25 protein-coding genes and 1 pseudogene are annotated in these 20,025 nt (G+C 69.9%); 12 read left to right on the top strand and 14 right to left on the bottom strand.

The genetic code is table 11. The annotated features are described in order from the left end of the window. Positions 1–92 precede the first annotated feature (92 nt). The 4 genes from ACZ7L7_RS32270 to ACZ7L7_RS32255 all read right to left on the bottom strand — a co-directional run bounded on the left by ACZ7L7_RS32270 (position 93) and on the right by ACZ7L7_RS32255 (position 2,909). On the bottom strand, positions 93–437 hold the full coding sequence (locus ACZ7L7_RS32270; protein WP_472077774.1) for a RacP protein: 345 nt from the start codon (positions 435–437) through the stop codon (positions 93–95). A gap of 2 nt (positions 438–439) precedes the next feature. Next, entirely contained in the window at positions 440–1,201 is a 762-nt protein-coding gene (locus ACZ7L7_RS32265) for a DUF6192 family protein (RefSeq protein ID WP_472077773.1), read from the bottom strand. Positions 1,202–1,676: 475 nt separating this feature from the next. Beyond that, positions 1,677–2,405, bottom strand: coding sequence for a DsbA family protein (locus ACZ7L7_RS32260; RefSeq protein WP_472077772.1), 729 nt, complete (start codon positions 2,403–2,405; stop codon positions 1,677–1,679). Between the two features lie 99 nt (positions 2,406–2,504). Further along, complete coding sequence (locus tag ACZ7L7_RS32255) at positions 2,505–2,909, bottom strand: hypothetical protein (RefSeq protein ID WP_472077771.1); 405 nt, start codon at positions 2,907–2,909, stop codon at positions 2,505–2,507. A gap of 46 nt (positions 2,910–2,955) precedes the next feature. Here ACZ7L7_RS32255 and ACZ7L7_RS32250 point away from each other — a divergent pair. After that, positions 2,956–4,190 (top strand): IS3 family transposase gene (locus ACZ7L7_RS32250; protein WP_472077770.1). Its coding sequence is split into 2 segments (ribosomal slippage): positions 2,956–3,286 and positions 3,286–4,190, totalling 1,236 coding nucleotides; the frame shifts between segments, so codons are not numbered across the junction. 124 nt (positions 4,191–4,314) lie between these two features. Here the strand turns inward: ACZ7L7_RS32250 and ACZ7L7_RS32245 are convergent. Then, positions 4,315–5,025 carry an N-acyl homoserine lactonase family protein gene (locus ACZ7L7_RS32245; RefSeq protein ID WP_472077769.1) on the bottom strand — a complete coding sequence of 237 codons (711 nt, stop codon included), beginning with the start codon at positions 5,023–5,025 and terminating at the stop codon, positions 4,315–4,317. Positions 5,026–5,232: 207 nt separating this feature from the next. Here ACZ7L7_RS32245 and ACZ7L7_RS32240 point away from each other — a divergent pair, with 207 nt between their 5' ends. The 4 genes from ACZ7L7_RS32240 (at position 5,233) to ACZ7L7_RS32225 (ending at position 8,130) form a co-directional block, all read left to right on the top strand. Next, entirely contained in the window at positions 5,233–5,796 is a 564-nt protein-coding gene (locus tag ACZ7L7_RS32240) for a tellurite resistance TerB family protein (protein WP_472077768.1), read from the top strand. Positions 5,797–6,028: 232 nt separating this feature from the next. Continuing rightward, positions 6,029–6,520 carry an SRPBCC family protein gene (locus ACZ7L7_RS32235; RefSeq protein ID WP_471431639.1) on the top strand — a complete coding sequence of 164 codons (492 nt, stop codon included), beginning with the start codon at positions 6,029–6,031 and terminating at the stop codon, positions 6,518–6,520. Positions 6,521–6,569: 49 nt separating this feature from the next. Continuing rightward, the gene (locus ACZ7L7_RS32230; RefSeq protein WP_471431641.1) at positions 6,570–7,037 is read left to right on the top strand and encodes a hypothetical protein; all 468 of its coding nucleotides are present in this window, start codon (positions 6,570–6,572) and stop codon (positions 7,035–7,037) included. Positions 7,038–7,212: 175 nt separating this feature from the next. After that, positions 7,213–8,130, top strand: a complete 918-nt coding sequence (locus ACZ7L7_RS32225) for an NADP-dependent oxidoreductase (protein ID WP_471593288.1) — start codon at positions 7,213–7,215, stop codon at positions 8,128–8,130. 58 nt (positions 8,131–8,188) lie between these two features. On the opposite strand, the gene ACZ7L7_RS32220 is transcribed toward ACZ7L7_RS32225, so the two are convergent. Continuing rightward, a complete protein-coding gene (locus ACZ7L7_RS32220; RefSeq protein WP_453600708.1) occupies positions 8,189–8,863 on the bottom strand; it encodes an NAD(P)H oxidoreductase in 675 nt (224 codons plus the stop codon). Between the two features lie 112 nt (positions 8,864–8,975). Between ACZ7L7_RS32220 and ACZ7L7_RS32215 the strand changes: the two genes are divergently transcribed. The 3 genes from ACZ7L7_RS32215 to ACZ7L7_RS32205 all read left to right on the top strand — a co-directional run bounded on the left by ACZ7L7_RS32215 (position 8,976) and on the right by ACZ7L7_RS32205 (position 11,245). Continuing rightward, on the top strand, positions 8,976–9,905 hold the full coding sequence (locus ACZ7L7_RS32215) for an AraC family transcriptional regulator (protein WP_472077767.1): 930 nt from the start codon (positions 8,976–8,978) through the stop codon (positions 9,903–9,905). Between the two features lie 103 nt (positions 9,906–10,008). Then, on the top strand, positions 10,009–10,686 hold the full coding sequence (locus ACZ7L7_RS32210; RefSeq protein ID WP_453600703.1) for an adenosylcobinamide amidohydrolase: 678 nt from the start codon (positions 10,009–10,011) through the stop codon (positions 10,684–10,686). 16 nt (positions 10,687–10,702) lie between these two features. Further along, positions 10,703–11,245: a hypothetical protein gene (locus ACZ7L7_RS32205; protein WP_472077766.1), complete on the top strand. Its 543-nt coding sequence runs from the start codon at positions 10,703–10,705 to the stop codon at positions 11,243–11,245. 11 nt (positions 11,246–11,256) lie between these two features. On the opposite strand, the gene ACZ7L7_RS32200 is transcribed toward ACZ7L7_RS32205, so the two are convergent. Genes ACZ7L7_RS32200 through ACZ7L7_RS32190 form a run of 3 tightly spaced genes read right to left on the bottom strand, consistent with a single transcriptional unit; the run spans position 11,257 to position 13,288 of the window. After that, complete coding sequence (locus tag ACZ7L7_RS32200; protein ID WP_453600697.1) at positions 11,257–11,814, bottom strand: 2OG-Fe(II) oxygenase; 558 nt, start codon at positions 11,812–11,814, stop codon at positions 11,257–11,259. After that, entirely contained in the window at positions 11,792–12,553 is a 762-nt protein-coding gene (locus tag ACZ7L7_RS32195) for a hypothetical protein (RefSeq protein WP_471431646.1), read from the bottom strand. The genes ACZ7L7_RS32200 and ACZ7L7_RS32195 overlap by 23 nt, the downstream gene beginning before the upstream one ends. A 6-nt stretch (positions 12,554–12,559) precedes the next feature. Beyond that, positions 12,560–13,288, bottom strand: a complete 729-nt coding sequence (locus tag ACZ7L7_RS32190) for a hypothetical protein (protein ID WP_471431648.1) — start codon at positions 13,286–13,288, stop codon at positions 12,560–12,562. A gap of 341 nt (positions 13,289–13,629) precedes the next feature. Here ACZ7L7_RS32190 and ACZ7L7_RS32185 point away from each other — a divergent pair, with 341 nt between their 5' ends. Together ACZ7L7_RS32185 and ACZ7L7_RS32180 are read left to right on the top strand one after the other, a co-directional pair. After that, positions 13,630–13,779, top strand: a complete 150-nt coding sequence (locus ACZ7L7_RS32185) for a hypothetical protein (protein ID WP_453600685.1) — start codon at positions 13,630–13,632, stop codon at positions 13,777–13,779. Between the two features lie 304 nt (positions 13,780–14,083). Beyond that, positions 14,084–14,218, top strand: coding sequence for a hypothetical protein (locus ACZ7L7_RS32180; RefSeq protein ID WP_471431650.1), 135 nt, complete (start codon positions 14,084–14,086; stop codon positions 14,216–14,218). Between the two features lie 39 nt (positions 14,219–14,257). Here ACZ7L7_RS32180 and ACZ7L7_RS32175 read toward each other — a convergent pair whose 3' ends face one another. After that, positions 14,258–14,674, bottom strand: a complete 417-nt coding sequence (locus ACZ7L7_RS32175; protein ID WP_471431652.1) for a VOC family protein — start codon at positions 14,672–14,674, stop codon at positions 14,258–14,260. A 90-nt stretch (positions 14,675–14,764) separates the two neighbouring features. Here ACZ7L7_RS32175 and ACZ7L7_RS32170 point away from each other — a divergent pair, with 90 nt between their 5' ends. Then, positions 14,765–15,361 (top strand): TetR/AcrR family transcriptional regulator, encoded by a 597-nt coding sequence (locus ACZ7L7_RS32170; RefSeq protein ID WP_472077765.1) that lies wholly within the window; start codon positions 14,765–14,767, stop codon positions 15,359–15,361. A gap of 14 nt (positions 15,362–15,375) precedes the next feature. Here ACZ7L7_RS32170 and ACZ7L7_RS32165 read toward each other — a convergent pair whose 3' ends face one another. The 3 genes from ACZ7L7_RS32165 to ACZ7L7_RS32155 form a co-directional block, all read right to left on the bottom strand. Continuing rightward, positions 15,376–16,203, bottom strand: a complete 828-nt coding sequence (locus ACZ7L7_RS32165; RefSeq protein ID WP_453600670.1) for a class I SAM-dependent methyltransferase — start codon at positions 16,201–16,203, stop codon at positions 15,376–15,378. A 143-nt stretch (positions 16,204–16,346) separates the two neighbouring features. After that, positions 16,347–17,564 (bottom strand): MFS transporter, encoded by a 1,218-nt coding sequence (locus ACZ7L7_RS32160; protein ID WP_472077764.1) that lies wholly within the window; start codon positions 17,562–17,564, stop codon positions 16,347–16,349. Between the two features lie 433 nt (positions 17,565–17,997). Beyond that, positions 17,998–18,603 (bottom strand): SMI1/KNR4 family protein, encoded by a 606-nt coding sequence (locus ACZ7L7_RS32155; protein WP_472077763.1) that lies wholly within the window; start codon positions 18,601–18,603, stop codon positions 17,998–18,000. A 118-nt stretch (positions 18,604–18,721) separates the two neighbouring features. Here ACZ7L7_RS32155 and ACZ7L7_RS32150 point away from each other — a divergent pair. Continuing rightward, a pseudogene (locus tag ACZ7L7_RS32150) lies at positions 18,722–19,280 on the top strand (GNAT family N-acetyltransferase). Positions 19,281–19,350: 70 nt separating this feature from the next. Here ACZ7L7_RS32150 and ACZ7L7_RS32145 read toward each other — a convergent pair. Beyond that, positions 19,351–20,013: a TetR/AcrR family transcriptional regulator gene (locus tag ACZ7L7_RS32145; RefSeq protein WP_472077762.1), complete on the bottom strand. Its 663-nt coding sequence runs from the start codon at positions 20,011–20,013 to the stop codon at positions 19,351–19,353. Positions 20,014–20,025: the final 12 nt, after the last annotated feature.

Raw genomic sequence — 20,025 nt, 5'->3', positions numbered from 1 at the left:
CCCTCCGCGCGAAGTCCACGCCGAGTACGAGAAGTTGCGAATCGCCGCATGAAATAGACGGTCAGAAGCCTGTCCGGAAAACGTGAGGCCCCTCAGATCCATTCGTCGTCCGGGGCCTTCTTGGCGTGCGGGGCGATGATCCCGGTGATGAAGTTGGTGACCCGGTGCAGTTCCGCCTGGAAGATGGCCCGCTCGTAGGATATCCAGACCTCGCTCTCCTCCGACATCTGAAAGCCGTCCCGTCTGCTGTAGGTCACCGGCGGCAGCCCCTCCTTGACCGCGACCTTCCGCAGGAACCTCAAGCCCGCCCAGACCTGCGACGGCGTGCGCTTGGTCGCCCGGCACAGCTGCGCGAGCGTCAGTCCCGCCGGCCGTGCCTCCTGCAGAGCCTTGCGTACCGCCTGGCCGTGGACGTGGGCGGGCAGACCCGCCCCCATGGCTACTGGCCCCGCAGCAGCTGGGCGAGCTGTTCATCGAGGTCAACCTGACCGGTTGCGGCCGCGGTCTCGATCCAGTCGGCCGTCGCGCGGATCTTCTCCAAATGGTTTTCCAACACCTTCGTCTGGGTGTCGGTGAACTCGTGCCCGCGCAGCTTCGGGACCAGCCGCGCGGCCCCTGCGATGAACCCCTGGCAGACGGCGATCAGGTCGTTGAACTCCATCGACTTCCGCCAGCTGTGGACGATGCGGGCCGGGTCGTCGAACGGCTCGCCCTCCTCACCGAAGGCTTCCTCGTACTCCTCGTCGAACTCGTCTTCATCCAATCCGGCCTGCACGAACTGGGCCTCGTTCACGTTCTCCCGTGCCTCGACATCCCGCATCGCCCTGAACGCCACCTCCGGGCGGCGCAGGAGGTCGGTGGCCACCTGCGCCGCCACCGCCTCGTCATCCCGCGCCAGCTCACGGATCGCCTTGACCTTCTCCTCGGTGGTGATCGGGACCTGGACCTCTTCGGTCTTCCAGCCCACCACCTTCTTGGCCACCTCCGCACTCCACCGGCGCCGGCCGGTGCGCTCGCTCAGCGGCGGGTTCCGGATCAGCTCGAACCGGTCAGGCACGGACGCCAGAATCCGGTGCACCTCCCAGGAGACCCCCGCCTGCCGGTGCTCGGCGGGCCACTGCGCGGCCACCCACCGCTGCGTACGGACCGTGTAGAAGGACAGCCCGATCTCGTCGGCGAATAACCGCAGCGACTCCTCCACACCCTGGTCACCCTCGTCGAGCGGCAGGTGACCGCCGTGCCCGCGAAGCGGCTCCAGCTCCAGCGCCGCATCCCCGAGCCCGAACTGGCAGGGTGTCCTCCTCCACCATGTCCACAGACTCGGCCACCAGCTCGTCGTAACGGCTCCGCGTGACCTTCCCGACCATCTCCACCATTGGGGCCATGGCGCACCACCCGGCGCGGGCCGAAGCGTCGGCGTCCTGCGTCGGCTGCGGAACCCCGGCCCGGCAATGAGCCCAGATTCCACCTGCCACCATCAACATCACCAGATACGGAGCCAACATGGCCGAATCTAGACCCTATTGAGATTCCTCAACATCTACCCGGCCAGCCTCACCGACCAGCCCGTCAGCTACGGAACGTCACAGATCACTGGATCTGAAACAGCTTCTCAGGGCACGGCGTCCACGCCCTTTCCAGCGGGTCCGGGCCATCCCTTGCGTGCCGGTCGGCGGCTAGAGGTGGGTCTCCTCCCACTCCCAGGGCCTTTGGTGGATCTCCCGGAGCAGATCGGCGAAGGTGTCGCCCTGCAGGAGCAGGGCGGTGTACTCGCTAGGGATCCGCTTGTCGTTGATCACGGCGGCGGGTGTACCAGGGCCCTTGGGTTCCTCCGCTCCCCCGGCGCGCTCGTACGCCTTTTCGGAGGCCGTCACGAAGGCGCGGTACTTCATGGTTTTGACCGCCGCGTCGAAACGCGGGCCGCGCAGGCCCTCGACGTTGCTCGCCAGTTTCAGCAGGTACGCGTCGGTGTAACCGTCGACGCTCTCCTCAGGCTGGTTGGCATAGAGCACCTCGTGGTACTCCACGAACTTGCCCTCCTCCAGTGCGGCGCGCAGCGCGTTGACCGCCTTCTTCGACCCGCTGCCGCCCATGCGGTCGTCCAGGAAGGAGGCGAGGGTGTACTCGGTTCTGACCTGGCGTTCGAGCATGGCCTCGCGCAGGGGCGGGCCGCCGCCGATGGACTCGAACTCTTCGCAGACCGGGCAGCGGGGGTCCTCGTACAGCTCGACCTTCACCTCCGCCTCGGGGTCGCCGACCGTGATGGTGGTGCCGTCCGCGGCGAGCTTCTCCGGCAGTTCCTCCACACTCTCGAATGCAAGCTTCAGCTCGGTCGGCTGTTGCCCGCATCCCGTCAGCATCAGCACCACGGCAGCGCTCGCCGCAGCCCAACGACCCCACCGCATGTGTCATCCCCTCCTCAGGCAAGAACAGCGCGACCCTAGATCATTCGTGGGACCGCCTCGGCAGTGGGGTCATGGGAAGCGCGGCGTCGTACTGCTCCCTCACCGGTCAAAGGTCGCCGAAGACGCGCACGATCCATCGGTCCAGCCGGGCTGCGAAGTCCCTGCCGATGCGATGTCCGGGGCGGGGAGGGAACCGGCGTCGTCGAGTCCGTCGAAGAAGTCCACGTCGGCCCAGCCGCCACGGAACAGGACCACTGACAGCTCGGCCCCTGCCTGGCTGCGGATGACCACGCCGAGCGCATCGAGGTCGTCCACCCGAGTCCTGTCGGTCTCCAACGGCTGAGGCCACCCGGCCTTTCCGCCCCTCCAGGTGAGCTCTCCCACCACAAGGCCGGCCTGCCCCCATCGCACGGCTCGCTCCAGCAGCGCGGCCGCGGCCTCGTCGAGTTCAATGACTCTGTCCACGGCGGGATCATGCGGGGCCTCCCCCTGAGTGGTGGACACGCTGATACTGGATCTGCTTGATCCGGAGGAAGCGAGAAGACCGCCGATGGCGATGAAGGACTACTCGGACGAGTTCAAGGCCGATGCCGTGGCCCTGTACGAGTCCACACCCGGGGCGACCTACAAGAGCATCGCCGCCGACCTGGGCGTCAACCGGGCCACCCTGCGTGAGTGGGTGCTGCGGGACCGCGAACGCCGTGGCGTCACCGCCGCAGCTGCGAAGCCGGGCGGCCCGCCTCGGGAGGCGGCATCGTCCGCCGATCCGGACGAGCGGATCCGGCAGCTGGAGGCCCGGGTGGCCGAGCTCGAGGCGAGCGAGCGGAAGCTGGCGACCGAGCGGGACATACTCCGCAAGGCGGCCAAGTATTTCGCCGGGGAGACCAACTGGTGAGTCGCTTCCAGTTCGTCGACGACCACCGGGACGCCTACGGCGTGAAGCGGCTCTGCGAGGTCTTGGACCTGAACCGGTCCAGCTACTACAAGTGGCTCTCCGGCAGGATGGCGAGGGCGTCCCGGCAGAGCGAGGACCGGCTCCTGGCCGAGCGGATCCGCGAAGTCCACGGCGAGTCCGGCGGCGCCTACGGTTCCCCGCGGGTGACCGCCGAGCTCCGTGCGAAGGGCCTGCGGATCAACGAGAAGCGGGTCGCCCGCATCATGCGGACGTTCTCCATCACCGGCATCCGCCTGCGCAGACGCGTCCGCACCACCGTCGCGGACCCGGCAGCCTCACAGGTTCCGGACCTGTTCCAGCGGGACTTCACCGCCACCGAGCCGGGGCGGAAATACATGGGCGACATCACGTATCTCCCGCTCGCAGAGGGGGAGTTCCTCTATCTCGCGACCGTGCTGGACTGCTTCAGCCGCAAGGTCGTCGGCTGGTCCATCGCCGGCCACATGCGCACCGGCCTGGTCGCCGACGCGCTGCGGATGGCGGCCTCGACCCTCGGCGGCCTGGAAGGCGCCGTGTTCCACTCCGACCACGGGGCCCAGTACGGTTCCAGGGCCTTCGCCGATCTCTGCGACCAACTCGGGGTCACCCGCTCGATGGGCGCGGTCGGCACGAGTGCGGACAACGCGGCCTGCGAAAGCTTCCACGCGTCCCTGAAACGCGAGACCCTCCAGGGCGCCCGCGACTATGGAGACACCGCCACCTGCAGAAGGACGGTCTTCGCCTGGCTGGCCCGCTACAACACCCGCCGCCGGCACTCCGCCAACGGCCACCTCAGCCCCAACGAATACGAACGCCGACACCACACGGCTAAGCTCACGCTCGCCGCGTGATCAACGAAGCGTGTCCACCATCACGGGGGAAGGCCCTGCCTCATCGGCAATCGTTCACCTTCTTCGGGGGATTCGAACGGCCGAGGTTCGACTACGAACTGGGCTGTGCTTATGTCCAATTGGCCTACCAAGTGCTCTGTGGCGGTTCCCAGACCGAGTTGTCGTGGGCGAAGAGAACGCGGCGCGGATCGAAGTCGGCGAGTCGGTCCAGCCAGGGCTGATAGCCGGGAAGCGGCTGTTCCGCGCCGTGCAGTGCCGCGTGGCGGAGTAACTGGTCGGATGCGAAGTGGGACGCGAAGTCGTGTGCCTGGCCGGCGAGGACCAGCGTGCCGTCGGTTCGCCGCAGAACCAGTGACTGGTGCCCCTGGGTATGTCCTGGTGTCGGGATGATCCAGACGTCCGGCAGGACTTCGGCCTCGCCGCTGACCTCCTCATACGCCGCGCCGCGGAAGTCGATCAGCTCGTCGAAGGTGTAGCCGCCCTTGCGCGCGCACGCCAGCTCCGTGTCCTGTACCAGGATGGGAGTGCCGGCGAGGAGGGGGTTTCCACCGCAGTGGTCGAAGTGGAGGTGGCAGTTGGCGACCAGGGTGAGGTCGTCCAGTGTCACTCCGGCCGCGGACAGAGCGGCCTGGAGGTTCCGTCGGTGCGGTCGGTAGTGGGCTTCTGTCTCCGGGTCTCCCCTGCCGATGCCGGTGTCGAAGAGGATCAGCCCCTGATCGTGCCGCACCAGGTAGGCGAGCACCGGTTCGACCCGCGGCTGTGTGCCGTCGGTCTCCGTGGCGGGCCGGATGAAGTACCCCAGGTCGAGTCGACGCACTGTGGTGTTCGTCCCCATGCGGTCAGCCTGACAGATGCGGATGCTCCGGTCGGCCCCCGTCTGCCGACAGCAGAGCGCGGCAGTCCTGTACTCGCCGGTCCGTGACGATCATGGAGTCTCGGCGCGCCCGGGCCGACTGCGTGGCCCGTGGTGCCGTGGAACCATTCGCGGCAGCGAGGCGTTCTTGGAGAGAGATCACACAGTTCGAGCACCGAGGTGGCATCGATGGCACTGTTCGACCGGCTCAAGGACCAGGCCAGAACCCTGCAGCAGCAGGTGCAGGGCGGGCATGGCGGTGCCGCGCACGGCGGCTCGCACGGAGGCTCGCACGGCAGTTCACGCGGTGGTTCCCGCGCGCCGCTGGTGGGGCTGCTGAAGACCCAGCTCGGCTCGCTCAAGGCCGAGCTGAAGAGTGGCGCCTACCGGGACGCCAGCATGGCGATGTGCGCGCTGGTCGCGGCTGCCGACGGGCACGTGGACGCCAGCGAGATCCAGCAGATGGAATCGATGATCCTCAGCAACGAGGTGCTCCAGAACTTCCCACCGGAGCAGCTGCGCCAGCGCTTCCACAAGCACGTCAGCCAGCTCACCCGGGACTTCTCACTGGGCAAGAACGAGGCACTGCAGGACATCGCCAAGGCCGCCAAGAAGCCGACCGAGGCCCGTGCTGTCATCCAGACCGGCATGGTCATCGCCGGCGCGGACGGGCATTTCTCGCAGGCCGAGCAGATGGTCCTCCGGGAGGCGTGCGCGACTCTGGGGCTGAATCCTGCGGAGTTCCAGCTCTGACTCTGGTGGGGGTCGGCGGGGCCTCCATCGGACCTCCAGCCCGACTTCGGCGTTCCGACTGGTCAGGGGCGTGGTGATGGTGGTGCGGGTGCGCCGCCAGGACCGACCTTTGTCATGGCCGCGGCGCGTCACCGCGTCCCTGCCTCATCATCATGATTCGCACGTGATGCCCCGGCGTCAGCGGGGCACTCGGGAGTGGCTGCCGAGAAACCGCTGACACCTGGAGGCATCCATGGCCGTTCGCCATCGTCTGATCCGAGTGAGCCCCGACGAGGTGTGGGATGTCCTCGCCGACGGAAACCGGTACGCGGAGTGGGTCGTCGGCACCTCAGAGTCACACCCCGTCGAGGGGCAGTGGCCGCGTACCGGCGCCGCGATCCGATTCGAGGTCCCGCTGGGCCCCCTCCGCCTGTCCAACGAAACGGTCGTCCGTCGCTGCGAAGAAGGCGTCGCTCTGGAGCTGGAGGCCCACGCCGGTGCGCTCGGCACGGCGCGCATCGCCATCGACCTGCGGCCCTGGGGCGAGCACTGCCTCGTGATCGTCGACGAGCACCCTCTGCGCGGAGCGGGCGGCATGCTGCACAACGTCGGCTTCGAGGCGCTGATCCAGCTGCGCCACCGCGCGATGCTGGCCCGCCTCGCCCGATTGGTCGAGTCGGAGGTCCGCCCCGCGGCCCGGAGCCTGTCCGCGGTACCGAGCACGGACGGTGCGGGCAGCGCCTGACGCCGTGCCCCTTTCGGCCGGCACCGCGCCCCTTCGGCAAGGAGAAACCGTGACCGCCTCCCCCAGCGGCCCCGACCGCGAGCACCGCCGCCCCGCCCACGTCGACGACAAGACCGTCGAGGCCCTCGGAGCCCTGTCCAAAGCACTGGAGACGACCGAGCGCGCCAGAGGCCGGTTGTACGACTTCCACCAGCTGACCGGGACAGCCGACCTCCAACTGGACCGCGCAGTGCGGTTGTTGGAGGAATCGGGACACTCCGAATGGGCCGAGAAGGTCCGCGCGGAGATCGTCGGGCGCAATGTCATTCCCGGGCACTGGACGTTCCAGATCGTCGAGGCGTACAACGCCACGTACTACGAGCCGTTCCGGCGGCTTGAGGAAAGTGCGGTGCAGGAACTCGCCCAGGGGCGTGACCACTTGTTCGAGGCGGAGATGAAGGAGAGCCGCCGTACGCGGGGGCACTCCGACCACACCGCGCGTCCGCCACAGGCAACGGATGAGCTGAGCGAGGACTGACAGCGCCAGATCCGGAACCCTGGGTGCAGTCTGGTCGGGGGGCCAATAGCCAAATGGCCCACCCAAAGAGGCAGGGAATGTCCCACATGCTTGGGCTACCTGCATCCTAGGGTCGAACGTGACCCCAGCACCGCACGTCGGCGCCCCGCCTCCCCGTAGCCCGGAGGAACCCCTGATGCACGCGATCATCGCCCAGGACCGCACCGCCGGTGCCGACGGCCTTGCCCTTACCGAGCTGCCCCACCCGCACGCCGCGGAGAACGATGTCATCGTGAAGGTCCACGCCGCCGGATTCACCCCGGGCGAGCTGGACTGGCCCGGCACCTGGACCGACCGGGCCGGACACGACCGGACGCCGAGTGTGCCCGGGCACGAGCTGTCCGGTGTCGTCGTCGAGCTCGGATACGGCACGACCGGGCTGACCGTCGGGCAGCGTGTGTACGGTCTCACCGACTGGGCCCGCAACGGCACCCTGGCCGAGTACACCGCGGTCGAGGCCCGCAATCTCGCCCCGCTCCCCGCCGACGTCGACCATGTCACGGCCGCCGCGCTGCCCATTTCCGGGCTCACCGCCTGGCAGGCCCTGTTCGATCACGCCCGTCTCCAGAGCGGGCAGAGTGTCGTCGTCCACGGTGCGGCGGGCGCCGTCGGCTCGATTGCCGTGCAGCTCGCCCGTGAGGCAGGGGCCTACGTGATCGGGACCGGGCGTGCCGGTCACCGCGACACCGTGCTCGGCCTCGGCGCCCACGCCTATGTCGACCTCGAAGCCGAGAAGCTGGAGGATATCGGTGACGTCGACGTGGTGTTCGACGTGATCGGCGGCGAGATCCTCGAACGCTCCGCCGCCCTGGTCCGGCCCGGCGGCACCCTCGTGACCATTGCCGAGCCGGTCACGGTCCGTCCCCGCGAGGCACGCGCCGTCTTCTTCGTCGTCGAACCCGATCGCGCCCGCCTCAGCGACCTCGCCCGACGCGTGCGGGAGGGGAGGCTCAAGCCCACCGTGGGGGACGTGGTGCCCCTTGCCGAAGCGGCTGCCGCGTTCGCGCGCAAGCCGGTTGGCGGCAAGACCATCGTCCGCGTCGCCGAGGACTGAGTCCGCTCGGCCGCTGAGCCACAGCCCGGTCAGGGGCTGCGGCTCAACCCGGGCTTCTTCAGGCCGCGACCGGTTCCGCCGCGAGGAAGTCGTCCACGAAGCGCAGGGCCCGACGGTCGAAGTCGGCGTACTTGGCTTCCCGTTCGGCGCCGATGGCGGCGTCTCCGATGAGCAGGTTGCCCTCGGCGTCGACGCGCTGCGGTCGTTCCTCCGCGTCGAGGAGCAGGCCCACGGTGGAGTGGGAGAAGCCGCAGTAGGCGGCGATGCCGTCGCTCAGGCCCGCTTCAAGGACAGCCTGCATCCCCTGGGCGACGGGGTCGGCGGCGGTGGCGCCGGCCAGGCCGAGCCAGAGCATCCGCTTGCCGGCCAGGCGCGGCTTGCTGCGGCCGTAGGCGAACCCGTAGTTCCACACCCGGTCGATCCATCCCTTGAGGATGGCGGGCACGCTCTGCCAGTACACGGGGAAGACGGCGACCACGACGTCCGCGTCGAGGATGCGCTGCATATGAGCGCGCACTTCCTTCGAGTACGCCTTGTCCCGGTTACCCCAGTCGGGCTGGTCCTCGACGTTCATGCGCGGGTCGAATCCCTCGGCGTGCAGGTCGAGCAGGTCGATGCGGTATCCGGCGGACCGGAGCCGGGCGGCCGCACGGCGCGCGGTGTGGGCGGTGAGGGAATCGCTGCGGTGGTGCGCGACGACCACGAGGGCGGTTTTGGTGCTGTGCTGCGGCACGGTGTCTCCCGACAGGGCTGCTTGGCTTCGGTGACTCCAGTACAACCGTGGCCGCGTAGATGATCCATGGGAGAAAGTCTTCAACTCATAGGAGATCGTCTACAGTTGGCGGATGGATCCATTGAGTTCCCTGCTGGGCGGCATCCGGGCCGAGGGCTCGGTCGTCAGCCACGCGCTTCTCTGCCCGCCGTGGGCCGTCCGCTTCAGTGACGGCGCGCCGCTGACCATGGTCACCGTGCTGCGCGGGGGCGGCACCCTGCTGTTGGCCGACGGTACGGAGCGAGTGGTCATCGCGGGTAACACGGCGGTCGTACGCGGCCCGGCGCCGTTCCGGCTCGTGGACCAGCCGTCCACCGTGCGACGCCCCCACGCGGAGTACGAGATCCACTGCTTCGGTCCTGGAGACCCGTGCTCGGACGAGGAACTCGCGGGAATCCACTGGGGCACCGACCCGGGTGGCGCGACGGCGCTCGTCGTGGGTGCCTACCGTGCCACCGGTCACCGCCATGAACGACTCCTGCGCGCCCTGCCGCCCGCCCTTGTCGTCTCCGAGGACGCCGACGTCTGCGCCTGGCTGGAGAGTGTCGCCGCCGACGCCGCCCGTACCTCCGCCGGTTCGCAGGCGCTGATGGACCGGCTCCTGGACTGGGCGCTGGTGTGTACGCTGCGCACCTGGTTCGAGCGGGCCGGAACCGACGCTCCGAGCTGGTACCGGGGCCTTGCCGACCCGGTGCTCGGGCCCGCCCTGCGCGCCTTCCACGACCGGCCCGCCGGGGCCTGGACGGTCGCGTCGCTGGCCGCGCAAGCAGGCGTCTCCCGGGCACTGTTCGCCAGACGCTTCACCGAACTGATGGGCCGTCCACCGCTCGCCTATCTCACCGAATGCCGCATGGACGAGGCCGAGGCGCTGCTCGCCGACACAGACCTGAGCATCGCCCAGATCGCCAAGTCCGTCGGCTACGCCGACGCCTTCGGCTTCAGCGCCGCCTTCAAACGCCACAAGGGACAGAGCCCGAGCAAGTGCCGTAGCGCGGCGGCGTGACTCCCGCGGCGGTCGGGGGCGTCGGCCTGTGTGTAGGTGCGTCCGCACCGTGCGACGTACGATCACTCGGTTCCCCGCCCGGCCATCAACAGGAGTCCGCCCGGTGACCGCCCTCGATCCCACGACCCGTCGGCACGTCGGCCTGCCCGGCCTGCGGCTTCTCCCCCGCGTCGAGGACGGAGAGCTCCTGCACAGCCTGCTGTGGCAGGTGGGCGACGGCTGGCGGATGATCAGCAGCGCCGTACTCGGCGGCGGGATCGGCGAACGCGGCTGGATCCTGAACGCTCAGGTCGCTCACGGTTACCGGCGCGTCGATCCGGACCGCCACCTCGCCGACCTGGCGCGTCAGGCTGGTGTCCACGGTCCGGGTGTGGGGCTGATGACAGCCGCAGACGTACGTGCGTACGGGTCCGCCCACGACGGTGGGGTGGAGGCCGTGGCCACCGCGGGTCTCGGGGTACGCGGGTGGGCGGCCTCTCCGGCCGAGGGCACGGTCGCGGCGCTGCGGGCGGGCACGATCAACATCGTCGCGGCAATTCCCGTGCCCCTGACCGACGCCGCCCTGGTCAACGCCGTGGCCACCGCCACGGAGGCCAAGGTCCAGGCACTGCTCGACGCGGGGCTCGACTGCTCCGGCACCCCCACGGACGCCGTCTGCATCGCCACCCCTTCCCCACGTGCCGACGAGGAGGTCCACGCATTCGCGGGCCCGCGCTCGGTGTGGGGTGCCCGCCTCGCCCGCGCCGTCCACAACGCGGTGCGCTGCGCCGCCGACAGGTGAACCGGGAGGACGAATGATGAGCGGTGACGCAGACGGGCGGGAGGTCCTTGGGCGCGATCCGAGTACCTGGGACATGGACCAACTGCGGAGGTTCGTCGAGGGCGCCCGCAGTGAGGAGCTTGAGACACCGCGGGTTGCGGCACAGACACATGCCTACAACCCGAACCTGCCAGAAGAGTCCCGGCGCCAGTGGGCGAAACTCTCGTTGCTCGCCAACCGGCTCGTCACGGCCGAGGGCGAGGGACCTCTGACTCGGGTCAAGCAGCAGGACTTCATGCTCCGGATGTGGGTGATTGACCGTCTTGGGCCGGACGACACCGACCCCGACTGGTGCCCCGAGGCGCTGGCGGCCGACACGCTGCGCGCGCTACGGCTCACGCCCGCGCAGGCGGCCGCGCTCTCCGACGGGTGGCGCGACCTGCCCCTCGACCAGATCCGCCGACTGCGGTGGCACAAGAACCTGACGGCCCATGCGAGGTGCCTGCTCGCCTACTTGCCACCGGGGCGCACCCGCGAACAACTCCAGACCTGGGTCTCCATTCGGCGATCACTGCCCTGAGCCGCGCCCCGTCAGCCGTTCCAGAACCAGGTGACCACCGTCAGGCGGGGACCGACCCGAACCGGTGGCACTTCGTGGACGAGGTCGGCAGGGAAGGCGATCACGGAGCCCGGCGGGAAGGAGATCTTCTTGCGACAGGTCTGCCACGTGACGGTCGGTGACGGAGCGAAGAAGGTCAGGTTGCCCCGGGCCGCGCCCGCCTGTGCGATGTGCAGGACTACTGTGACCCTTCGCCCCGCGGAGACGTCGGAGTGCGGCACGAAACGGTCGCCACGCTCGTACCGGAGGAACTGCGGTGGTTCGCAGCCGCCCAGTCGCACACCGAAGTGCTGTTCCAGCCGGTCGTGCAGACCTTCGAAGCAGCGGCGGGTCCTGTCCGCCAGTGGCTGTGGCACCTCAACTCGGCTGGTGCGCCTGATGCGTTGATCGACCAGGCGGCCCGTGGGCGCGAAGACGTCGGCCGGGCGCCCTTCGGCGGTCCGCATGCTGCGGGTCAGGGCATCCAGGTGTGCCGGGGCGAGTACGGACTCCCAGACGACAACGTCGTCATGGGTCGGCGGCGAGAGCATCCTTCTCCTCAGTTCCGGGCGATTCGAGGCCGAGTGCTCGGAGTTCGCGTGCGACGGCCGGGGTGATGCCGGCCCAGCTCCAGAAGACCCGCGTCCATGTCTCGTCGTAGGCCGGGCTCGGGTGCAGGTGCCAGGAGAAGGCGTCGTGGTGGTGTTCGTGGGCGTACGCGCCGAGCGCGTTGAACTCGGAGAATCCCAGGGGTGGTTGGGCCACGATGTACTCCGCCAGCCGCATGCCGTGCCGACGCACGGCGTGCTCGCGCAGTTCCGGGTAGATCCACCTTGGGTATAGCAGGGGCTGGCGGCGCATGTAGTCGCAGGTGACGGGTCGGGCCAGGAAGCGTTCGGTGGCCGCCTGCCACGGGGCGCCGCGGCGGAAGTAGCCGGCGGGGGTGTAGAGCAGGTGTGGGCGTCCCGCGTCGTCCATCAGGTCGGTGGGGGTGAGGGGGCGGCGTACGACGCTGTCCGAGTCGAGGTGGGCGATGTAGTCGGCGTCCGTGAAGGTGTCGGCCAGTGTCTTGGTCACTTGCTGGCCCAGGTAGTCGTCGGTGTAGTCGGGGCACACGACGATGCGGTCGGCCTCGATGCCGTATCGGGCGAGTCGGTGCTCGGACTTGCGCGGGACCACCACGACCACGTGGCGGAAGCCGGTGCACCAGCGCCGTACGCCGGCCAGGCAGTGCCGCAGCCAGGCGAAGTCCTTCGCGTGGCTGCGGATCACGATGTCGACGCTGCTCATGGACCCCTACTGCCGCAGGGCGGGAGGTCCGCCCGGTGGAAGGCATGCGGCGACCATGCCGGGGCCCGTGTTGGCGATGATCTCGCCTGCGATGAGCTGCTCGTCCCACGAGGGGCCGAGCGCCTGGGTGACGCCGAGCAGGTACAGGGCGGCGGAGGCGTAGGCGTCCTCCTTCAGGGCGCCGCCGGTCACCAGGTCGTCGACGTCGGCGCCCTCGATGCCGATGGCCCGTCGGTGCTCCTCGATCGGGGCGTCGTGCAGCCAGTACCGGGAGTGCTCGGTGAGCACGAGGCTGTCGCTCCGCTCGAATCCCGCGCGGGCGGCCAGCCACTCGCCGAACGCGGCTCCCTCCCGGACGGTCAGGTGGACGCGGTCGACACCGCGCTCGGCCAAGCCGTCGAGAAGGGTCGCGTGCACGGCGGCGAGGAGGCCGATCTCGGTGCCTTCCTCCGGGACGGCCAGGACGCTGGTGAGGCCGGCTGTTCCCTCGGCCCGGGGTACGGCGATCTCCATCGCCGAGATGGTGCGGGCTCCGATACCCCAGGGCGGCCAGGGGCGGGTCCGCTGAGCCACGGCGACGAGTGCGGACCCTTCGTCCAGGGCCGGGCGGATCAGCTCGTCGAAGAGGCGCGACCGGCCGATCCGGCGCAGGAACGCACGCGCCGGGACTTCGAAGGACGGGTCGACTTCGCTGACGCAGTCGAGCTCGAACTCTTCCAGGCGGTTTGTCGTCACGTGTGAGCCTCCGTCGCCGCGTGCTGCGGTTGAGCGTGCCGGTGGGGGGTGTGGTGATGCTTCCCGCCCGTCGGGCGGTGCGTCTCTTCCTTGCGGCGTATGTACGCACAACGGCCTACGTAGGGGTGCTGTGCGGGGCATGAGGGTGCCCTTCCGGGGTCCTCACAGGGCCTGCCCGGCGTGATCGTTCTCGGCTCGCGCGCAGGAGTACAACCCGTTACCACTGCGGGATCACCGGGGCAATGCGACAGTGAAACCATGAACCGGCACCGACGCCCGTCACGGCGGGCCCCGTGGATAGCGGGCGGCGCCGCCGTTCTCGTCCTCGGCGGCACCGGAACATGGCTGCTGCTGGACTCGGACGGGAAGAAGCCCGACTCGGCGGCGACCGCGAGCGCCTCGCCGTCGGCGACGGAGCCGTCGGAGACGGCCGGGACACCCGAGTCGCCCACCCCCACCTCGACGCCTCTGACACCGTCGGGGACACCTGAACCGACCGCGTCCACGACTTCCCGCTCCCCTACGCCGGCGCCGACCACCAACCGCCCGACGGTCCGCCCGACGGCGGTTCCCCCGACTGTCACCAAGCCGCCGCCCGCGACGCGCACGTCCGTGACGCCCACGCCCGCACGGCCTCAGCCCGAGACGCGGCCCTCCGAGACCACGACGCGGCCCGCGTCGACCTCTTCGGCGCCGGTCCCCAGCCCGACGCCCTCGACGCCTCCGCCTTCGAGCAGTGGGGCGGCGACCACCACGTGGTACACCTCCCCCACCGCCGTCGCCGCCGCTCAGCGCATGGCGCAGGCCGAAACCGTCGGTGACCCCGCGTGCACCCTGTCCTCGACGGGCCAGCCCGACCCCGGCCTGGTGCCTGCCGTGGACCGGATCGGCATCGGCAACGTGGGCATCTACTGGTGCCTGATCTGGTGAAGGGGCAGGCACCGCGCCGCAGCGGCGGCGGCAGCCGGGTCAATCCTGGAAGTACTGCTCCACGTACTCGGCGCTCGGCGGGATGGGCGTGATGACGTCGATGAGGACGCCGTTGGGGTCGGCGACGATGAAGTGGCGCTGCCCGAAGTCCTCACTGCGCAGACCCAGGACGGGCTCCAGCTTCTCGTGCAGGACGAGGCGCTCCCATTCCGCGTCGACGTCCTCGACCTCGAAGTTGAGCAGGAGGCCCTGGGCGGGTGTGCGGTAGCCCTCCGGGAGGGTGGGGTGTGTGTGGTCGAGGAGGGCGAGTTCGTAGCCCGTCTCTCCCGGGTGGCGCAGGCTGACGTACCAGTCGGCCTCGAAGGTCGTGTCGAATCCCAGCAGGCGGATGTAGAAGTCGCGGGATTCCGCCAGCCGGGTCGTGCAGATCACCGGGTAGAAGCTGGTCAGCTTCATCAGGTTCCCCCTGTTCGTTTCGCGTACCATCGGTATGCCAAGAACAGTATTTCGCGTACCGTCGGTATGTCAATGAGGGGAGTGCGTGCGGTGGCACAGCAGGGTGTGCGGGCGCGGCAGCGGGAGCAGACCAGGCTTGCGCTGGTTCGGGAGAGCAGGCGGCTGTTCTCCGAGCGCGGGTATGCCGCGGTGGGGCTCGCGGAGCTCGTGGAGGCGGCGGGGGTGACCAAGGGCGCGCTCTACCACCACTTCCCCGGCGGCAAGACGGACCTCTTCCGGGCCGTGCTGGCCGAAGCGCAGGAGGAGATCGGCCGCCGGGTCGCCGCCGCGGCCGATGCCGAGGACGATCCGTGGGCACAGTTGATGGCCGGGTGCCGTGAGTTCCTCGTCGCGGCCACGGCGCCGGAGATCCAGCGGATCGTGCTGGTGGACGGGCCCGCGGTGCTGGGCTGGAGCGAGTGGCGGGCGATGGACGAGGCCGCTTCGGCCCGCCACCTCGCCGAGGCCCTGACCTCGCTGGTGGAGGCGGGGATCATCGCCCCGCAGCCCGTGCAGCCCCTGGTGCATCTGCTGTCGGGTGCAATGAACGAGGCGGCGCTGTGGCTGGCCTCGTCCTCCCGTCCCGAGGACCTCGCCGACACCGTGGCGGCGCTGCAGCGCATGCTCCGGGCACTGCGCGCGGACTGAGTCCTGTGGCCCGCTCAGCCCTTACGGGCGGTGAGCAGCAGGTACTCCCACTCCATGGCGCCGTCCCTCAGCGCGCCCTGCGCCAGGTCGGCGAGGGCGGCGTCCAGGGCGGCGGTGCGCTCAGGGTCGTCGGCGATGTTGCGGTAGACCGCGATGGTCGGGCCGTAGGCGTTCTTGAAGAAGTCGCGGAACTCCTCCGGCTCCTGGAACAGGTCCACGCGGATCGTCCGGCGCCGGCCCTCGACATCGGTGACGCGGTCGCCGAGCAGCGCGCGCACGTGCTCCTCCTTCCCCCACAGCGGGGGTGGCTGGGCGCCGGGAGGGGGCGGTGGGGCGTACGGCTTCATGGTGGCGAACATCTGCCCGATGAACCCCTCGGGGGTCCAGTTGAGCAGCCCGATGGTGCCGCCGGGGCGGCAGACCCGTACGAGTTCGTCGGCGGTGGCCTGGTGGTGCGGGGCGAACATGACGCCGACGCAGGACGTGACCGTGTCGAAGGCGCCGTCCTCGAAGGGCAGCGCCTCGGCGTCCGCCTCCTGCCAGGTCAGCGTGGCGCCCCGCGCCTCGGCCTCCTTCTGCCCCGCCGCCAGCAGTTCGGGCGTGAGGTCGGAGGCGACCACGTCCCCGCCCGCCAGTGCGGCCGGGATCGCGGCGTTCCCGGATCCGGCGGCCACGTCCAGCACCCGGTCGCCGTTCTTGACCCCACAGGCCTCCACCAGCACTGGGCCCAGTCCCGCCACGACCTGCCTGGCCACCGCCGGGTAGTCACCCAATGCCCACATCGTCCGGTGCTTCGCCTTCAGCGCACGGTCCGCCTCACGTGCGTCCGCCGTCTCCGCCATGCCGGTTGCCTCCCTCGCCCCCTGAAGTGCTGACGGCCGTTCTCCATCGAGCCTAGGGCGCGGCGACGCACCTCGCCTCCGAGAGGCGGGTCATCGGCCGGGCGGAATACGCATGCGGTACGGCAGACGGCCCTGCACCTGTCCTAGCCGCTGTGGGGCCCGGCGGCAGCGACCTCTTCGGTCCGGGCCCCCGAGGAGGCGATGATCTCCGAGTGTCGCTCGCCTCGGTCCATGCGGCCGCCCATGAACGCCAGGCCCAGGCCCGCCACGCCCAGGGCCGCGCCGACCAGGGCCGGTGAGGCCCAGCCCCAGCCCGCGGAGATGGCCAGGCCGCCGAGCCAGGCGCCGCCCGCGTTGGCCAGGTTGAACGCGGAGTGGTTGGAGGCCGCCGCCATGGTCGGGGCGTTCTTCGCCTTGGCCATCAGCAGCATCTGGACGGGCGTCGTGATGAGGGCGCCCATCGCGCCGACGAAGGTGATCGTGATCAGGGCGGGCACCGTGCTGTGCACGGCGAAGTAGAACACCACCAGGGCCGAGGACAGCAGGGCGAGGCCCGCGTACAGCGTGGGGCGCAGGGCGCGGTCCGTGAGCGGGCCCGCGGCCAGGGTGCCGAGGGTCATGCCGACGCCGTAGAGCGCGAGGACGAGCGTGGTCGAGGAGTCGGACAGGCCCGTGAGGTTCGTCAGCATGGGGACGAGGTAGCTGTAGAGCGCGAAGAAGCCGCCGAAGCCCACGACCGCCGTGGCCAGGCCGATGAACACCTGCCGGTTGCCCATGGCGCGCAGCTCGTGCCGGATGCCCGACTGCTCCCCGCGTGGCTGGTGCGGGACGAACACCGCCAGGGCGGCGAGGGCGACCAGGCCTGTGACGGCGACCGCGACATAGGCGGAGCGCCAGCCCAGCTGCTGTCCGAGGGCCGTGCCGGCCGGGACGCCGACGATGTTGGCGACGGTCAGTCCGAGGAACATCCGCGACACCGCGCGGGCGGCCCGGTCGGGGGCGACCAGACGGGAGGCGACGACCGCGCCGACCCCGAAGAGCGCTCCGTGCGGCAGGCCGGCCAGGAAGCGCGCGGCGAAGAGCAGGCCGAAGTTGGGGGCGAGCGCGGACGCGACGTTGCCGATGACGAACAGCCCGGAGAGCAGGAGCAGCAGCCGCTTGTGGGGGACGCGCGCGCAGATGCCGGTCAGCACCGGGGCGCCGACGACGACTCCCAGGGCATAGGCGGAGACAACGTTGCCCGCCTGGGGGACGGACACCCCGACCCCGTCGGCGATCTGGGGCAGCAGCCCCATCGTGGCGAACTCGGTCGTGCCGATGCCGAAAGCGACAACAGCCAGGGCCAGGAGAGCCAGCGGCATGGCGCAGGACAACCTTTCAGAGCGGGTGGTGCGGGAGCAGCGGGGAGACGGGGGGGGTGGGTGCGGCGACCCGGGGACTGTCGTGCGGTGCCTCATTGCCCGGCGCCCCCCTGGGCATGGAAACCCGTATCAGTGCAGCAGCCGGGCGGAGGTTGGCATTCCAAGATCCGGGGACGTTCTGCGTGATCGTCGTCACACGCATGGGTCGCGCTGCGGCGTCAGGGGTCACTCCCGTACGCCCGCCACCTCCACCGCCCTCCGGCGGAGCGCTACGGCGGACGCGGCGACCGCCGACGTCACCGCGCGTACCGCGCAGATGCCCCGGCGTGTTCGGTGACTGGTCGAGGGCCAGGAGGCGGCGCCACCTGGGTGCGGCCGTCGGCGGCCGGCCCACCCGTACTCCGGGATCTCGTCCTCCCCGACGTGCTGGATCTCATTGCCAGACAACCCGTCCGTCCTGGACGGTCGTCTCATATCCGCGTGTGAGCAGGCCGTCTCCGTCCCCGTGCTCCAGCATGTCGGCCACGCCGGTCAACACTTCTTCCAGCGACGCGGCGTGCGGCTTCGGATAGTCGGTCTCGTGGTAGGCCAGCACCGGGTCGGCCCCTCTTCCCTGACCCGTGTCGAGAACCAGTCCGTGGTGGGAGTCCGGCTGGGCCACGATCGGAATCCACGACGGCGCCCACCAGTCCGTATCGCCGATCTCATCGGCGATACGGATGTTGTTCCGATACAGGGTGGTGATGCTCCGGCAGTCGAGGAACACCTCGCCGCCGGGGAAGAGTGCGGAGTCGGGATGGGGCGCGGGTCGAGTCCCTCCCGGAACCGGGGTGCTGGAATCCTTGGCGGTACTGCCGTTGTTGAGCCGCAGCCACGCCTCCAGGTCCCCGGGAATGTCGTACCCCAGGCCATCGCGCAACTCCCGGAGGTCGGCGGCAGTGGCCGGGGCATTGAGCGCCTGCGCACTGGCTGGCGCATGCGCCTCCAGCCAGCGAACAATTCTGGTCCACGACGACCTGACAGCATGCCCCTCAGGCATGAGGGCTCCCTCCCTCCGCTCGGTCCCGCGCGCTCCCGCTGCGCCGGGCCTCTCAACGGCCCGTGAGAGTCCCGGCTGTCGCCTCGACACCGGCCGTTACCGATCTTAGGTTCATGCCATGACGACCAGTAACGGCGTGGACTACGAGTTCCGCGCGGCCCGGCCCGAGGACAGCCGAGTCATCGCGGCTCTCGACGGATCCTTCACCACGCGCTCCATCTTCCAAGTGGCCGTCACCGAGGATGGGTTCGGAATCAAGGAGATCCCGGTGGACCCGCCGCTGCGCAAGGTGTTCCCGGCCGAGGACGAGTCCGCTGCGGCCGAAGAGGATCCCGACAGCCGTACTTTCGTCGCCGTGTGCCCCGACGGGTCCCTGGCCGGATTCGCATCGGTCAGTCATTCCTCCTGGAACCGGCGGCTGACCGTCGACGACATCGAGGTCGCTCCGGGCCATCGGGGTCGCGGGGTCGGCCGTACCCTGATGGACCATGCCGTCGGGTTTGCCCGTGAGTGCGGTGCCGGGCACATCCGGCTGGAGGTCACCCATGTCAACGCCCCCGCGATCCACGCCTATCGGCGGATGGGGGTTCTCGTTCTGCGGGCTGGACACGACGCTGTACAAGGACACTCCGTCGACCGGCGAATACGCCCTCTACATGAGCAAGGAATGCCCATGAGGTCTTGGCCGGTTCGGCTGCCTGAAACCCCGGGGCATGGCACTGACTCGGCGCACGTGGGGTGTCGGTGTCAACTGCCCGGTTGTGGCCGGGTTACCGCCGCCGCGGCCGCGTCGATGAGCTGGCGCAGGGCGCCGTAGTACACCTCGTGGTCGACCACGGCGGACACGATCGTCGACAGGTGGCCTGTCAGGTGGGGGAAGTCCTCGGGGTCGAGGGCGGCCAGGGCCTGGCGCGTCGTTCTCTCGGTGCTCTTCGGGTCCCGGTGGTCGACGAAGCTCGCGCTGCCGAGGGTGAGCAGGTACAGCCTGCGGTAGGTGAGGATCGCCTCCTGCGGGGTCATCCCGGCCTTGATGGAGTCGGCCAACTGCGGCTCGGCCAGCCGTTTGAGGAGCTGTGGGCCGAGCCAGGGCCGTGCGCCGCGCAGGGTGACCAGGCCCGGGTGGGCCGTGAGGAGTTCGTACAGCGCCCGGAAGCGTTGCTCGGTGGCGCTCGCCCAGTCCGTGTCAGCGGGGATGCTCGGCAGGCGCGCGGCGAGGTGGTCCGTGACCAGGTCCAGCAGGCCCGCCAGGTCCGTGCAGCGGCGCTGGAGCGCGGCGACGGAGATGTCCAGCGCGGCGGCCAGGGTGCGGAAGCTGAGGGCGGTGGGTCCGTCCTCGTCCACGATGCGCAGGGCGGTCTCGGCGATGCGCTCAGGGGTGGCCTGGGTCAGGGATGCGGATTGCCTGGGCATACGAGTCAGCGT

Source organism: Streptomyces sp. NPDC110618, assembly GCF_055657065.1.
The sequence above is the reverse complement of the archived record's forward strand: the minus strand, read 5'-3'. Positions and strand labels throughout refer to the sequence as shown.